Origin of the sequence: Blastococcus sp. LR1 (assembly GCF_020166105.1) — a bacterium.
In the GTDB taxonomy this organism is placed as follows: Bacteria; Actinomycetota; Actinomycetes; order Mycobacteriales; family Geodermatophilaceae; genus Blastococcus.
On record NZ_JAIUJY010000002.1, the window covers coordinates 152,249 to 167,343 of the forward strand.

Annotated in this window: 11 protein-coding genes; 4 read left to right on the forward strand and 7 right to left on the reverse strand. The window is 74.3% G+C overall.

The genetic code is table 11. The annotated features are described in order from the left end of the window. Positions 1 to 14: 14 nt before the first annotated feature. Entirely contained in the window at positions 15 to 1,199 is a 1,185-nt protein-coding gene (locus tag LBW97_RS05380) for a zinc-dependent alcohol dehydrogenase (protein ID WP_224498388.1), read from the reverse strand. Positions 1,200 to 1,333: 134 nt separating this feature from the next. On the opposite strand from LBW97_RS05380, the gene LBW97_RS05385 reads away from it, so the two are divergent. The 3 genes from LBW97_RS05385 (at position 1,334) to LBW97_RS05395 (ending at position 5,800) form a co-directional block, all read left to right on the forward strand. Then, a complete protein-coding gene (locus tag LBW97_RS05385) occupies positions 1,334 to 2,452 on the forward strand; it encodes a spore photoproduct lyase family protein (protein WP_224498389.1) in 1,119 nt (372 codons plus the stop codon). 146 nt (positions 2,453 to 2,598) lie between these two features. Continuing rightward, complete coding sequence (locus LBW97_RS05390) at positions 2,599 to 4,260, forward strand: SpoIIE family protein phosphatase (RefSeq protein WP_224498390.1); 1,662 nt, start codon at positions 2,599 to 2,601, stop codon at positions 4,258 to 4,260. A 37-nt stretch (positions 4,261 to 4,297) separates the two neighbouring features. Then, entirely contained in the window at positions 4,298 to 5,800 is a 1,503-nt protein-coding gene (locus LBW97_RS05395) for an NAD(P)/FAD-dependent oxidoreductase (RefSeq protein WP_224498391.1), read from the forward strand. A gap of 102 nt (positions 5,801 to 5,902) precedes the next feature. Here the strand turns inward: LBW97_RS05395 and LBW97_RS05400 are convergent, their stop codons facing one another. From LBW97_RS05400 to LBW97_RS05410, 3 genes are all read right to left on the reverse strand, one after another. Next, the gene (locus tag LBW97_RS05400; protein WP_012947303.1) at positions 5,903 to 6,070 is read right to left on the reverse strand and encodes a DUF3117 domain-containing protein; all 168 of its coding nucleotides are present in this window, start codon (positions 6,068 to 6,070) and stop codon (positions 5,903 to 5,905) included. A 157-nt stretch (positions 6,071 to 6,227) separates the two neighbouring features. Beyond that, positions 6,228 to 6,782, reverse strand: coding sequence for a DNA-3-methyladenine glycosylase I (locus LBW97_RS05405; RefSeq protein ID WP_224498392.1), 555 nt, complete (start codon positions 6,780 to 6,782; stop codon positions 6,228 to 6,230). 31 nt (positions 6,783 to 6,813) lie between these two features. Continuing rightward, on the reverse strand, positions 6,814 to 11,703 hold the full coding sequence (locus tag LBW97_RS05410) for a fibronectin type III domain-containing protein (protein ID WP_224498393.1): 4,890 nt from the start codon (positions 11,701 to 11,703) through the stop codon (positions 6,814 to 6,816). Positions 11,704 to 11,851: 148 nt separating this feature from the next. Between LBW97_RS05410 and LBW97_RS05415 the strand changes: the two genes are divergently transcribed. Then, on the forward strand, positions 11,852 to 13,357 hold the full coding sequence (locus LBW97_RS05415; protein WP_224498394.1) for a glycosyltransferase family 39 protein: 1,506 nt from the start codon (positions 11,852 to 11,854) through the stop codon (positions 13,355 to 13,357). 1 nt (position 13,358) lies between these two features. Here the strand turns inward: LBW97_RS05415 and LBW97_RS05420 are convergent, their stop codons facing one another. The 3 genes from LBW97_RS05420 to LBW97_RS05430 are packed head-to-tail and all read right to left on the reverse strand — an operon-like array spanning position 13,359 to position 15,095. Beyond that, positions 13,359 to 14,261: a DMT family transporter gene (locus tag LBW97_RS05420; RefSeq protein WP_224498395.1), complete on the reverse strand. Its 903-nt coding sequence runs from the start codon at positions 14,259 to 14,261 to the stop codon at positions 13,359 to 13,361. After that, entirely contained in the window at positions 14,258 to 14,716 is a 459-nt protein-coding gene (locus LBW97_RS05425; protein WP_224498396.1) for an SRPBCC family protein, read from the reverse strand. The genes LBW97_RS05420 and LBW97_RS05425 overlap by 4 nt, the downstream gene beginning before the upstream one ends. After that, positions 14,709 to 15,095 carry a DivIVA domain-containing protein gene (locus LBW97_RS05430; RefSeq protein WP_224498397.1) on the reverse strand — a complete coding sequence of 129 codons (387 nt, stop codon included), beginning with the start codon at positions 15,093 to 15,095 and terminating at the stop codon, positions 14,709 to 14,711. The genes LBW97_RS05425 and LBW97_RS05430 overlap by 8 nt, the downstream gene beginning before the upstream one ends.

Genomic DNA, 15,095 nt, shown 5'->3' on the forward strand with positions numbered 1-15,095 from the left:
GCACCGGCACTCCCTCAGAGCTCCGGCTTGAGCTGCACCTTCACGACGCCGTCTTCCTTCTTCTGGAACTTGGCGTACATCTCGGGCGCCTGCGAGAGCGGCACCCGGTGGGTGGCGAAGGTGTCCACGCCGAGCGGGTCGGCGTCGGTCAGCAGCGGCATGATCTCGGGGATCCAGCGCTTGATGTTGCACTGGCCCATGCGCAGCTGGATCTGCTTGTCGAACATCGTCATCAGCGGCATCGGGTCCGCCGCGCCGCCGTAGACGCCGGACAGCGAGATGGTGCCGCCACGCCGGACGATGTCGATCGCGGAGTAGAGCGCGTTCAGCCGGTCGACGCCGGCGTGCTCCATGAGCGGTGCGGAGACCGCCTTGGGCAGCAGACCGGCCGCCTTCTGGACGAAGCTCGTGGCCGGCGACCCGTGGGCCTCCATGCCGACGGCGTCGAGCACCGAGTCCGGGCCGCGACCGCTGGTCATGTCGCGGATGGCGTCGCCGATGGACTCGACCTCGTTGAGGTCCACCACCTCGACGCCCCGGGCCCGCACCCGCTCCAGCCGCTCGGGCACCAGGTCGACGCCGATCACGCGGTAGCCCTTGTGCTGGGCGATCCGGCAGGCGAAGTCACCGATCGGACCGAGCCCCAGGACGACGAGCGTGCCGCCGTCGGGCACCGCCGCGTACTCCACGCCCTGCCAGGCGGTCGGCAGGATGTCCGAGAGGTAGGCGAACCGGTCGTCCGGCGGGCCGTCGGGCAGCGGGATGTGGGTGAACTGGGCCTGGGGCACCCGCAGGTACTCGGCCTGGCCACCGGCGACCTCGCCGTAGAGCTTGGAGAAGCCGAAGAGCGCCGCACCGGTGCCGTGCTCGCGCACCTGCGTCGTCTCGCACTGGGTGTACAGCTGCTGCTGGCACATCCAGCAGTGCCCGCAGGAGATCTGGAACGGGATGGAGACCCGGTCGCCCACCTTGAGGTTCGTGACGGCCGACCCGACCTCCACCACCTGGCCCATGTTCTCGTGGCCGAGGATGTTGCCCACGCCCATGAACGGTGACAGCGGCTCGTACAGGTGCAGGTCCGAGCCGCAGATGTTCGACGTCGTCACGCGGATGACCGCGTCGGTCGGCTCCTGCACGAAGGGGTCGGGGACCTCCTCCACCCGTACGTCGCGCTGTCCGTGCCAGGTCACTGCCTTCATGGGTCTCCCGTCGCCGAGCACCCCTTCTCGGGTGCCGCTCCGTGGAGCAGTGCCCGATGGTGGCGGGACGCAACCGCATGTCCGACGCGCGGACCGGCCGGAATGCCGTCGGGAGCAGGGACGCTGCACCCGGCATGGCCGCCGCCGAGCCGCTCACCCTCTTCGACGTCGGACCGCCGGCGACGCCGATGCCGCCGAACCGGCTGCTGCAGATCCGGCAGATCTACGCAGAGCCGGCGGCGCTGGACTCACCCCGCGGCCACTCCGTGCTCGGCCGGTTCCCCGACGCCGAGGTGGTCGAGGTCCCCTCCCACTGGCAGATCCCGGAGCTGCACGGCAACGCCGGCAACGTGGACCGCTGGGTGCGGGTCAAGACCGAGACGCTGGTCCTCGGCGTCCGGAAGGGCCTGACCACCCGGCCCAACGGCCGGTCCGCCGACTTCATCGCCCCGGGCCTGGCGAACGGGTGCGCGATGGCGTGCGCCTACTGCTACGTGCCGCGGCGCAAGGGCTTCGCCAACCCGATCACGGTGTTCACCAACATCGAGCAGACCACCGCACACCTGCGCCGGCACGTCGCCCGCCAGGGACCCAAGGCCGAGCCGAACCAGTGCGACCCCGCCTCCTGGGTCTACGACATCGGCGAGAACAGCGACTGCTCGGTGGACGCGCTGGTGAGCGACAACGTGGCCGACCTGATCGGCACCTTCCGCGATCTGCCCACCGCGAAGGCCTCGTTCGCGACCAAGTACGTCAACCGGCAGCTGCTCGAGCTGAACCCCGCCGGGCGCACCCGCATCCGGTTCTCCGTCATGCCCGACGACGACGCCCGGGTGCTGGACGTGCGCACCAGCCGGATGGCGGAACGGATCGCCGCCGTCGACGACTTCGTCGAGGCCGGGTACGAGGTGCACCTGAACCTCTCCCCCGTGGTGCTCCGCGAGGGCTGGGAGGCGGCGTGGACCGGGCTGCTCCGGCAGCTGGACGACGTCCTCTCCCCGGCCGCCAAGGCGCAGGCGGCGGCCGAGGTGATCATGCTGACCCACAACGAGGCACTGCACGAGGTGAACCTGGGCTGGCACCCCGTCGCCGAGGCGCTGCTCTGGCGGCCGGACCTCCAGGAGCCCAAGCGGAGCCAGAACGGCCAGGACAACGTGCGCTACCGGGCCGGGGTGAAGCGCGCGGCGCTGGACCGGCTGCAGGGCCTGCTGGTCGCGCATGCACCATGGCTGCGGGTGCGGTACGCGTTCTGACAAGGCGCCCCGCCCGCCGTAGCGACATCGCGACCTGCGGCTCTGTCGATCCGTCGACGGACAGTGCACGAAGCGTCACGGAAACGGTATGAGACCCTGCCCCGGGTCGCCGTCCACGGGGGATGCTTGGACCCGAGGGAGGACAGGTGTCCGAAATCAGCTCGCAATTTCCCGCGGACGCGCTCCTCGCGGCCCTGCCGGACACGGTCGTCGTCGCCGACGCCGAGGGCCGCATCGCCTACATCAGCCCGTCGGTGCGAAATCTGCTCGGGCACGAGCCGGCGGCGTTGACGGGCCGTCCGCTGCAGGTGCTCATGCCCGAGCGACTGCGCATCGGGCACAACGAGGGCTTCTCCCGCTTCCGCGCCACGGGTAGGGGCAAGCTCGTCGGCGCCACCACGCAGGTACCGGCGCTGCACGCGGACGGGCACGAGGTGCCGATCGACCTGACCCTGTCGCGGCTGACGTCGCCGGCCGACGCCGGGTCCGGCGACGCGCTGGTGGTCGCCGTCCTCCGCGACGCGAGCGCCACGATCCTGCTCGAGCGGCAGTTCGAGGTCAGCCGGTACCTCGCCGCCACGATGCGCGTGACCGCCGCGCTCACCGAGGCCCCCGACGCCGACGTGGCGTTCGAGCGGCTGCTCCCCCACCTCTGCGCCGAGCTGGACTGGGACTGCGCCACCCTGTGGCAGCCTGACGAGACCGGGCGGCGACTCAGCTACGCCGGCATCTGGGCCGTCCCCGGCGTCGACGTCGCCGCGCTGCACACCGCGAAGCAGTCGCTGACCTTCACCCGCGGCCAGGGCCTGCCCGGCCTCACCTGGCGCCGGCAGGCTCCCGTGGCGCTGGAGGACCTCCCCGCCGCACCGGCGAACCTCGCCGCGACGGCGGCCCGGTCGGCCGGGTTCCGCACCGGCGTGGCCTTCCCCGTCCTCCGCGGCGACACGCTGCTCGGCGTGTGCGAGCTCTTCACCCGGCAGGCCCGGGCGGTGCCCCCGGAGCTGCTGGACGTGCTCGGCAGCGCCGGCCGGCAGATCGGTCAGTTCCTCGGCCGGCTGCGCGCCGAGTCCGAGGTCCGCGAGCTCGCCGACACGCTGCAGCGCAGCCTGCTCCCCTCGCACCTCCCGGCCATCCCGGGTGTGCAGCTCGCTGCCCGCTACCGCGCCGGCGGGGGCGACACCGCGCTGGTCGGCGGCGACACCTACGACGTGATGCCCCTGCCCGACGGCCGCTGGATGGTGCTGATCGCCGACGTCTGCGGCACCGGCGCCGAGGCCGCGGCCGTCACCGCGATCACCCGGCACACCGCCCGGGCGGCGGCCGCCGGGAGCCCGGCGGAGATCCTCGCGGCCGTGAACGCCGCCCTCCTGCACGAGACCGGCGAGGGCCCGCTGCGCTTCGTCACGGCCTGCTGCCTGGTCCTCGAACCGGCCGACACCGGCTATCGCGCGCGGCTGAGCGTCGCCGGCCACCCGCTGCCGGTCCTGCGCCGCCCCGACGGCCTCGCCGAGGAGGTCGGCACCGTGGGCCGCCCGCTCGGCATCGACGCCGACGTGCGGTTCACGGAGAGCGACCTGGCCCTGCCGCCCGGATCGACGCTGGTCCTCTACACCGACGGGGTCACCGAGGCCCGTGACGACGCCGGCCGGCAGTTCGGCGAGGACGCCCTCCTCCGGGTCGTCGCCGGCGCGCCGCTCGACGCCGAGGCGACCGTCGCCGCGGTCGCAGCCGCGGTGGAGCACCAGTTGACCGGCTCCCGGCACGAGCCCGACGACCTCGCGGTACTGGCACTCACCGTCACCCGCTGACGCCTCGGCAGCACGTGGGCGTCGCTACGGTGGAGCCGTGGCGCGGGTCGTGGTGGTGGGCGCCGGACTCGGCGGACTCGCCGCGGCGGCCCGGCTCGCCGCCTCGGGCCACGCGGTGACGATCCTGGAGCAGGGCCCGGAGGTTGGCGGGAAGCTCGGCCGGCTCTCCGTCGACGGGCACTCCTTCGACACCGGGCCGAGCCTGGTCACCCTCCCCCAGGTGCTGCGGGACCTCTTCGCCGCGACCGGCGGACCGCTCGAGGACGCCGTCGACCTCGTGCGGCTCGACCCGGCCGTCGACTACCGGTTCGCCGACGGCACCCGGCTGGCGATGCCCGGTCGACTCGAGGACGTCCCGTCGGCGCTCGACGAGGCCCTGGGCGACGGCGCCGGCCGGCAGTGGAGCGCGCTGATGGAGCGGGCCGCGGACATGTGGCGGATCAGCGAGGGCCCCTTCCTGCGCTCACCCCTGGCCGGTGCCGCCACGCTCGCCCGGCTCGCCCGCCGTCCCGCCGACGTCGCGGCCATCGCCCCGTGGCAGTCGCTGCGCGGGCTGGGGCGCCGGTACCTGCAGCACCCGCACCTCCGCACCCTGTTGGACCGGTACGCCACCTACTCCGGCTCCGACCCGCGGCGGGCGCCGGCGGTGCTCGCCACCGTCGCCTACGCCGAGCAGGCCTTCGGTTCCTGGTACGTCCGCGGCGGGCTGCACCGGCTCGCCCTCGCCGTCCTCGACCGGGCCGTGGCGCACGGCGCGGTCCTGCGGACCGGCGCCGCGGTGCGGCGGGTGCTGATGGAGAACGGCCGGGCGGCCGGGGTCGAGCTGGCCGACGGCGAGCGGGTGCCCGCCGACGCCGTGGTGTCGGGGCTCGACGCCGCCGCGCTGCACGCACACCTCCTGCCCGGCGACCGGCGCACCCGCGGGGTGCGCCGGGACCTGGGCCGGGCGACGCCGTCGCTGTCGGGCTTCGTGCTGCTGCTGGCGCTGCGCGGCCGCACCCCCGGGCTCGCCCACCACACCGCGCTGTTCCCCGAGGACTACGACGCCGAGTTCGACGCCGTCTTCGGCGTCGGCCGGAACACCGGTCGCCCCGTGCCGGTGACCGACCCCACCGTGTACGTGAGCGCGCCCGACGACCCGGCGCTGGCACCGGACGGCGACAGCGAGTCCTGGTTCGTGCTGGTCAACGCTCCGCGGCACGACCCGGAGCACGGCGTGGACTGGAACTCCCCCGGCCTGGCCGACCGGTACGCCGACGAGGTGCTCGCCGTCATGGCCAGGCGCGGCCTGGACGTGCGGGACCGGGTGCGCCGGCGTGTGCTGCGCACCCCCGCGGACCTCGAGCGCGACACCGGCAGCGTCGGCGGCTCGATCTACGGGACCTCGAGCAACGGCAGCCGGGCGGCCTTCCTGCGCCCGGGGAACGCCTCGCCGGTGCCCGGGCTGTTCCTGGTCGGCGGCTCGGCCCATCCCGGGGGCGGCCTGCCGCTGGTGACGCTGTCCGCGGAGATCGTCGCCCGGCTGATCGGGCCCGCCTGACGCCTGCGATCCGACGGAAACGGCCCCGACCGCCGGCGGAATGCCGGCGGCCGGGGCCGCATCACGTCCTGCTGCGGACCGTCCGGGGACGGTCCGCGGGGCTCAGCTGGTGGCGCCCTTCAGCGCCTCCGACAGCGCCGCCGCCTCGTCGGGCGACAGCTCGACGACCAGACGACCGCCACCTTCCAGTGGCACCCGCATGACCAGACCGCGCCCTTCCTTGGTGACCTCGAGGGGACCTTCACCCGTGCGCGGCTTCATGGCCGCCATGCGTGCCTCCTTCGCCAGCCGCACGACTGCCGGAGGCAGGCGCGCGGTGTCCGATGCTGTGAGCTCCCACCAATGATCCCGTATGAGGGCGATCCGTCCAACATGAGCCCCAGCGCGCCACGCTTTCGGGCTGTGCTCAGGGGCTCTCGGGCTGTGTTCACGGGTTCGCCCGGAAGCAGTCGGCGACGTGGTCGTCCACCATCCCGGTGGCCTGCATGAGCGCGTAGGCGGTCGTCGGGCCGACGAACACGAACCCGCGGCGCTTGAGCTCCTTGGCCATCGCGACCGATTCCGGGCTGGTCGCGGGCACGTCGGCGAGCGACGCCGGGCGGGTCCGGGGGCCGGTCGGGGCGAAGGACCACAGGAGCTCGGACAGCCCCTCGGGCAGTCGCTGGGCCGCCCGGGCGTTGCCGACGGCCGCCCGGATCTTGGCGCGATTGCGCACGATCGCGGCATCTGCCATCAGCCGTTCCTCGTCGTCGGCGGTGAACTCCGCGACCGCGTCGATCTCGAAGCCGGCGAACGCCGTGCGGAAGGCGGGCCGCTTCCGCAGGATGGTGATCCAGGACAGGCCCGACTGGAACGCCTCGAGGGTGAGCCGCTCGAAGAGGGCGTCGTCCCCGCGGAACGGCGTGCCCCACTCCTCGTCGTGGTACCTGACGTACTCGGGAGCGCTGGTCGACCACCCGCACCGTGCTGTCTCCGCCGCCACGCGCAGGACGCTAGCGCGGGCCACCGACGCCTCAGCCCAGCGGCGAGGAGGCGACCCCGGTCCCGAGGTCCTTGAGGTACAGGTCGCGGATCCGGTTCGTGTCCGCCGACACCAGCGCCTGCGAGGTCGTGAGGACGACGCGGTCGCCGCTGAACGCCGTCAGCCGGCCGTACTCCGCCGGCGCCACCGAGCCGACGGGGCCGCTCGTCGGCCGGCCGTCGGCGTCGGAGGTGACCAGCAGCAGCGGGCCGGCGACCCCGCCGGCCAGGTCGCGCCGGTAGTGGTCGGTGTGGCCGTTCGTGTCGGCCGGCAGGGCGGGCTCGGCGGTCGAGTAGAAGGCGTAGCGGCCGGTCGGATCGAGCTCGACCTGGTGCTCCCATCCCGTCTGCTGGCCGTCGCCGAGGGCGATCGCCGTGCTCGTGGTGAGGTCCACCCGGTAGGCCAGGGCCGCCGTGCTGGTGGCGGCCGGGTTGGTGGTGGCGATCCGGTTGACCGTCACGAGGGCGACGTACCGGCCGTCGTCGCTGAGCGCGATGTCGCCGGCGTCCCGGTAGACACCGAACCGGGTCGTGGTGCCGCGGGATGTGACCGAGGAGGCCACCACCAGCTCACCGGCGCCCGGCCCCGACAGGGTCTTGCGGTACAGCAGGACGGTGCCGGTCGAGGTCGTCGCCGGGAAGAGCGCGAAGCGGCCGTCGGGCGTGACCTCCAGGGCCGGGCCGGTCGCGGCGCCACCGAGGTTGGCGCCTTCCGTGGTGGTCGAGACCCGGGTGACAGTGCCGGTCGAGAGCCGCTTGGCGAAGAGGTCGACGACGCCGTTGCTGTCCCCCGCGACCAGGTCGCTGCGCGCGGAGTAGAAGAGCACCAGGTCGCCGTCGGCGGTGATCGCCACCGGCGGGCTGGTCGAGTACACCGAGCTGCCGGTCTGGAGCACGGCTCCGGCGGACGACGAGCTGACCCGGCCGGCGGGCGGAACGCTCACCAGCGACCAGGCCGAGCTCGCGACGTCGAAGCGGTAGACGTCGGTCAGCGTGTTGGTGTCGGCGGCGACCAGCGGCGCAGTGGTGGCCAGCACGACGGTGCCGCCGTCGGCGCTGATCGCGGGCGCGCTGGTGTTCGTCGGATCCGTCGCACCTGTCGCACCCGCGGGCAGCGGCGCCAGCCTCCGCGCGGTGCCCGCGGTGCGGTCGAGCAGGTACAGCTCGTAGGCGGTGTTGGTGTCCCCCGGCTCGAGCGACGCGGAGGTGCCGATCACGACGTGCCGGCCGTCCGCGCTCACCGCGGCCCCGCCCTTGTCCCCCGCACCCTGTGCCGGCACCCGCGGCGAGACCGGCACGACGGAGACCTCGGCCGAGGGCGCCGAGACGTTCCCGCCCGCGTCCACCGCCACCACCCGGAGCCGGTAGGTGGTCCCGTTGGTCAGGCCCGACACCGCGATCTGGGTGGCGGGCGCGCTCGCGGTCGCCAGCACGGCACCGTCCTCGGCGAGCACCCGGTAGGTGACGACGTCGGGGTCCGCCGGCGGGGTCCAGGCGAGCACGGCGCGGCGGTCCCCGGGAGCAGCCGTGACGTCCGTCGGGGAGGCCGGCGCGAGGTCCCGGGGCGTCCCGGGGACGGCGGCCGAGGCGAGCGACCGGTTCCCGTGGGTGTCCACCGCGACCAGCGAGAACGAGTACGTCACGTCGTTGGTCAGCCCGGTCGCGACGTAACCGGTCCCGGTCACCGTGGCGATCTCCACGCCGTCCTGGAACACGCGGTAGCCCGCCAGGTCGGACTCGCTGTTCGCCGTCCAGGAGAGCGGGATGCGCCCCTCTCCGGTCGTCGTCGTCAGGCCGGTGGGAGTGGCGGGCGCGGTGAGGTCGGTCGGGGTGGCGGTCACCGCCGCCGTCGCCGGCGAGCGGTTGCCGTGCGTGTCCACCGCGACCAGCGAGAACGAGTAGGCGACGTCGTTGGTCAGCCCGGTCGCGACGTAACCGGTCCCGGTCACCGTGGCGATCTCCACGCCGTCCTGGAACACCTGGTAGCTCGCCAGGTCGGACTCGGGATTCGCCGTCCAGGAGAGCGCGACCTGCTGCTCACCCCGAACCGCGGAGAACCCGGTCGGGGTGGCGGGCGCGGTGAGGTCGGTCGGTGTCGCGGACAGCGCCGCCGTCGCCGGCGAGCGGTTGCCGTGGGTGTCCACCGCGACCAGCGAGAAGGAGTACGTCACGTCGTTGGTCAGGCCGGTGGCGGTGTAGGAGGTGCCCGTGACCGTCGCGATCTCCGTGCCGTTGCGGAACACCCGGTAGCTCGCCAGGTCCGGCTCGGGATTGGCGTTCCAGGTGAGCGCCACCTGCCGCTCGCCGCGTACCGCCGTCAGCCCGGTCGGGGTGGCGGGCGCGGTGAGGTCGGTGGGCGTCGCGGACACCGCCGCCGTCGCCGGCGAGCGGTTGCCGTGCGTGTCCACCGCGACCAGGGAGAACGAGTAGGCGACGTCGTTGGTCAGTCCGGCGGCGACGTAGCTCGTCCCGGTCACGGTGGCGATCTCCGTGCCGTTGCGGAAGACCCGGTAGCTCGCCAGGTCCGGCTCGGGACTGGCGTTCCAGGTGAGCGTGACCCGGCCGTCCCCGCGCACCGCCGCGAAGCCGGTAGGCCGGGCAGGCGCGGTGAGGTCGGTGGGAGTGGCCGAGACCGTCGCGCTCGCCGCGGACCGGTTGCCGCTGTCGTCCACGGCCACCAGCGAGAACGAGTACGACACGTCGTTGGTCAGCCCGGTCGCGACGTAGCTCGTCCCGGTGACCGTCGCGATCTCCACCCCGTTCCGCAGCACCCGGTAGCTCGCCAGGTCGTTCTCCACGTTGGCCGTCCAGGACAGGGTGACCCGGGCGTCGCCCCTGGTCGCCGTGAGGCCGGTGGGCACGGCCGGCGGCGTCACGTCGGTGTGCGAGGTGACCGGCGCGGACGCCGCAGAGCGGTTCCCGTGGGTGTCGATGGCCACGATCGCGTAGCTCCGCGAGGCTCCACCGCCGTCGGTGAAGGTCGGGGACGTGACGGTGGCGATCTCCACGCCGTCCCGCAGCACCCGGTAGCCCGCGAGGTCGGGTTCCGTGTTGGCCGTCCAGGTCAGGACGTTGTTCCCCGACGCGCGGGCGACGTCCAGACCGGTCGGCGCCGCCGGCGGCGTCAGGTCGGTGGGTGTCGCGGAGACCTGGGCCGACGGGGTCGAGCGGTTGTCGTGGGTGTCCACCGCGACCAGGGTGTAGCGGTAGGTCGTGTCGTTGGTCAGCCCGATGTCGGTGTACGTCGTGCCGGCGACCGCGGCGATCTCCACCCCGTCGCGGAACACCCGGTAGCCCGCGCGGTCCGGCTCGCTGTTCGCCGTCCAGGTGAGGGTGACCCGGCCGTCGCCGCGGACCGCCGTCAGCCCGGTCGGGGTGGCCGGCGGGGTGAGGTCGGTCGGCGTCGCGGACACCGGCGCCGTCGCCGGCGAGCGGTTGCCGTGGGTGTCCACCGCGACCAGGGCGTAGGCGTAGACGCGGTCGTTGGTCAGCCCCGTGTCGGTGTAGGTCGTGCTGGTGACCGTGGCGATCTCCACGCCGTCCCGGAGCACGCGGTAACCCGCCAGGTCGGGTTCGCCGTTCGCCGTCCAGGTGAGCGTGACCCGGCCGTCGCCCCGCACGGCCGCCAGCCCCGTGGGCGAGGCCGGCGCCCCCAGATCCGTCGGCGTCCCCGGCACCGCCGCGGACGAGACCGACGCGTTGCCGTGGGTGTCCACGGCGACCAGCGTGTAGCGGTAGGTCGTGTCGTTGGTCAGGCCGCCGTCGACGTAGGAGGTGGTGGCACCCGGAACCGTCGCGACCAGGACGCCGTCCCGGAACAGGCGGTAGGCCGCGAGGTCGGGCTCGGGATTCGCCGTCCAGGAGAGGAAGACCTCGCCGTCACCCCGCACCGCGGTCAGACCCGTGGGCGTGGCCGGCGGCGTGAGGTCGGTCGGCGTGACCGAGACGGACGCGGACGGGGCCGACCGGTTGCCGTGCGTGTCCACCGCGACCAGCGTGTAGACGTAGGTCCGGTCGTTGGCCAGCCCGAGGTCGATGTGCTCGGTCCCGGTAAGCGCCGCCACCTCGACGCCGTCGCGGAGCAGGCGGTAGCCGGCGAGGTCGGGCTCGGGGCTCGCGTTCCAGGAGAGCCCGGCGCGGGCGTCCCCGCGGCCGCCGATCAGGCCCGTCGGCGCGGCCGGCGGCGTGAGGTCGGTGGGGGTCGCGCTCACCGCAGGGGACGACGAGGCCGACCAGTTGCCCGACGTGTCGCGGGTCTGCACCGCGTAGGAGTAGGTGGTGTCGTTGACGACGGCGGAGTCGGTCCAGGTGGCGGTGTCCCGGCCGGGCAGGACAGCGCTCGCGACCGCACTGTTCCGCATCACCCGGTAGGCGTCGGCGTCGTAGTCGGCCGTGTTCGGCGTCCAGGTGAGGACCACGCGCCCGTCGCCGCGGTCGGCGGTCACGCCGGTGGGCGGAGCCGCCGGGACGGCGTCACGGGGGGTGCCGGTGACCGGGGCGCTGGGGGTCGTTCCCTCGTACGGGAAGCCGAGGACCGACGAGCGCGAGGTCACCCGGACCACGTAGCCGCGGCCGTTGACCAGCCCGGGCACGGTGACCGACGTCGTCGTCGGCCGGGCGACCTCCGAGCCGTCCAGCGTCACGATGTAGCCGTTGACCGTCGTCTCGCCGGCGGGGGCCGTCCAGGTGATGTTCAGCGGCCGGTCCGCGGCCGCCGGCACCACGTTCGTGGGGGGTGCCGGGTCCGTGGCGCTCACGGTCCGCAGGTCCGGGGCAGGGAGCGGCGCGGTGCCGGGCAGCAGCAGCGTGGCCGCGACCAGGAGTGCGGCGAGACACCGCAGCGTCCAGCGCCGGACACCGACGGAACCGTCGGACTGCTGCACGAGCCCTCCCCTCCGGGCACCCAGGACGCGCACGACTGCCGCAACACTTCTCGGCAGGTGGGGCACCGGAATTGAGCCGGCCTGACCCCGACGAGCGGCAGGCGCCGAACCGTCCCCGCCCGGCCGGGAAGCCGCTAGCGTCCGCGCGGTGAGCGCCGTCGTGCCGGGCGAGCCGGGCATCCCTGCGCCTCCACCCGCTGCGAGGCGTGACCTCCTGCTCCTCGGGGCGGCGGTCACCGCGCTGCTGCTCGCCGTCGCCGGCCGGTACGGCTACTCCCGCGACGAGCTGTACTTCCTGCGCGCCGGCCGGGAGCTCGCCCTCGGCTACGTGGACCAGGGGCCGCTGACGCCCCTGGCCGCACGCGCCATGGACAGCCTGTTCCCCGGCTCGCTGACGGCGCTGCGGGCGCCCTCGGCGCTCGCCTCCGGGGCGGTCGTCGTCCTCACCGGCCTCCTCGCCCGCGAGTTCGGCGCGGGGCGGGCGGGCCAGCTGCTGGCCGCCGGCTGCATGGCGGTCTCCAGCATCCTGCTGATCGCCGGGCACCTGCTGACGACGACGACCCCGGACCTGCTGGCCTGGACGACGCTGTCCTGGCTGCTCGTCCGGGCGCTGCGCGACGGAGGCCGGACCTGGCTGCTCGTCGGGGTGGTCGCGGGCCTGGCCCTGCAGAACAAGGTGCAGCCGGCGTTCCTGCTCGCCGGCGTGCTCCTGGGCGTCCTGGCCGGCGGACCACGACCGGTCCTCCGGTCGCCCTGGCCGTGGCTGGGCGGGCTGCTGGCGCTGGCGCTGTGGGCGCCGAACCTCGCCTGGCAGGCGACCTCCGGGTGGCCCCAGCTGGAGCTGGCCGAGGCCATCGCCTCCGGGAGCTCGGGCACCAGCGAACCCTGGTACCTGTTCCTCCCCTTCCAGCTCGTCCTGGTCAGCCCGCTGCTGGTGCCGGTATGGGCGGCCGGGCTGGTGCGGCTGGCCCGCGACCCCGCGCTGCGCACCTGGCGGTCGTTCGCCGTCGCGTACGGCGTCCTCGCCGTGGTCTTCCTCGTGACCGGCGGCAAGCCGTACTACCTGGCCGGGCTCTACCCCGTCCTGCTGGCCGCCGGGGCGGCGCCGGTCCTCGACTGGGTCCGGCGGGGTGGGACACGACTGCGGGGCGGTCTGCTCGCCGCCGCGCTGGCGCTGAGCCTCGCCGTCGACGCCACGCTGGGGCTGCCCCTCGTCCCCGTCGGTGCCCTGGCGTCGACCCCGGTTCCCGATGTCAACTACGACGCCGGGGAGACCGTCGGCTGGCCGCGGTTCGCCGCCGCGGTCGAGCGGGCCCGCGACCGGCTGCCGGCCGCCGAGCGGGTCGTCGTCCTCACCGGGAACTACGGCCAGGCCGGCGCGGTGGACCGGTTCGCGCCCGGACTCGCCCCGGCCTACAGCGGGCACAACGCCTACGCGGACTGGGGCCCGCCACCCGAGGACGCCGAGGCCGCCGTCGTCGTCGGCCTGCCGCGATCCGACCTCGAGCGGTGGTTCGGATCGGTGACGGCGTCCGGCCGGATCGACAACGGCGTCGGCCTGGACAACGAGGAGCAGGGCGCGACCGTGTGGCTCGCGACCGGCCGGCGGGTGCCGTGGGCGGAGATCTGGCCGGAGCTGCGGCGGCTCGGCTGAGTCAGCGGGCGGCGGCGTCGAGCGCCTCGACGTCGGGCGGCGCGGACCGCGCCCCGCGGCCGGTGGCGAGGACGCAGCCGGCGAGCACGAGCGGGAGCCCCAGGGCGATGCCGAGCGTGAACGGCTCGTCGAGCAGCCACACCCCCAGCAGCACCGCGACCGCCGGGTTGACGAAGGTGATGACCAGCGCGCGCTGCGGGCCGACCTCGCGGATCAGCGCGAAGAAGAGCGCCAGCGCCAGCGCGGTGCACACGACGCCGAGCAGGACCAGCGAGACCAGCGCATCCGACGAGGCGTCGCCCACCTGACCGATCCGCGGGAGCGCGAACGGCGCGTAGACGGCGGCGGTCACGAACAGCGCGATCGAGCTGGCGGCCACGCCGGGGACGTCGGGCAGCGCCCGGGATACCACCATCGGCGCCGTCGCGTAGCCGACGACCACCAGCCCGACGGCCAGGATCGGCAGCAGCTGCGCGCCCTCCAGGTCCAGGCCCAGCAGCACCGCGATGCCGACGACGCCGATCGCCATGCCGAGCACCCGCGAGCGGGTCAGCCGGTCCTCGTCCCCGGCCAGCCGGGCCGCCAGCGCCGCCGCGAAGGGCACACCCGCCACGAGCAGACCGGTCAGCGAGCTGGACAGCGACTGCTCGGCCCAGGACAGCAGCAGCCAGGGCCCTGTCATCTCCAGCACCGTGAAGAGCAGCAGCGCCTTCCAGTGCCGCAGCGCCGGGCGCAGCTGCCCGCGGGCGATCGTCCAGGGCAGCAGCAGCGCGGCGCCGACGACGCAGCGGACGAAGACCACGACCACGGGCGACACCTCGCCCACGGCCACCTTGATCAGCAGGTAGGGCACGCCCCAGATCACCGACATCGCCAGGAACAGCGCCCAGCCCCGGCGGCTCACGCGGGGAAGGTGCGGGCGAACTCCGCGAAGCGCCGCAGCGACCGGCGGATGCCGAGCAGGGCGAACGGCTTGACCAGGGCGAAGCCGGCGACACCGAGGTAGCCGTAGGGCAGGTACAGCCGCTCGGTCCACACGAACGTCGAGTGCTCGCCCCGGGGCTCGATCTCGAAGATGCCCGGGCCGCGGATCAGCCGGCCGGTGTGCTGCACCTCCACCAGCCGGGGCGGCTCCCACTTCATGATCACCATGGTGTCGAGCAGGCCCACGTGCCGTCCTCCGGGCAGCGGCAGACCGGTGCGGGCGGCCAGCCGGCCACCGAAGCCCTGCGCCGGTCCGTTCACGGTGCGGACGTCGGTGGCGACCATCCACTCCCCCTGCCGGCTCCAGGCGGTGAGCGCCGCCCACACCTGCTCCGGCGGGGCGTCGACGTCGATCCGTTCCACGAGCTCAGGCATCGCGGTGCACTCCTCCTTCGACGGGCCGGGCTGCTTCGACGGGCGCTGCGCCCGGATCGGTCGGCGTCTCCTGCTCCGCCCGGGCCGCGAGCTCGGCCCGCAGCCCGGCGATCTCGGCGTCGCGGTCCTCCAGGGTCCGGGCGAACCGGTCCAGCAGCCAGTCGACCTCGGTCATCCGGTACCCGCGCGCGGTCACCGTGATCTGCAGGGCGCGGACGTCGGCGGCGGTGACGGCCCGGTCGTCGGGCAGCGCGACCGGCGACCGGCCGGTGTCCGCCGGCGGCTGCGTCTCCCCGCGACCGAGGAGCAGCGACCCGACCAGGAAGAGGACCCCGCCGACCAGCAGGACGGCGAGGACGAAGACGAGGAACGAGAGCAC

Excerpts from the sequence above, each read along its gene's own strand:
- LBW97_RS05380 (WP_224498388.1), bottom strand. The coding sequence starts at position 1,199 with ATGAAGGCAGTGACCTGGCACGGACAGCGCGACGTACGGGTGGAGGAG.
- LBW97_RS05385 (WP_224498389.1), top strand. The coding sequence starts at position 1,334 with ATGGCCGCCGCCGAGCCGCTCACCCTCTTCGACGTCGGACCGCCGGCG.
- LBW97_RS05400 (WP_012947303.1), bottom strand. The coding sequence starts at position 6,070 with ATGGCGGCCATGAAGCCGCGCACGGGTGAAGGTCCCCTCGAGGTCACC.
- LBW97_RS05425 (WP_224498396.1), bottom strand. The coding sequence starts at position 14,716 with ATGCCTGAGCTCGTGGAACGGATCGACGTCGACGCCCCGCCGGAGCAG.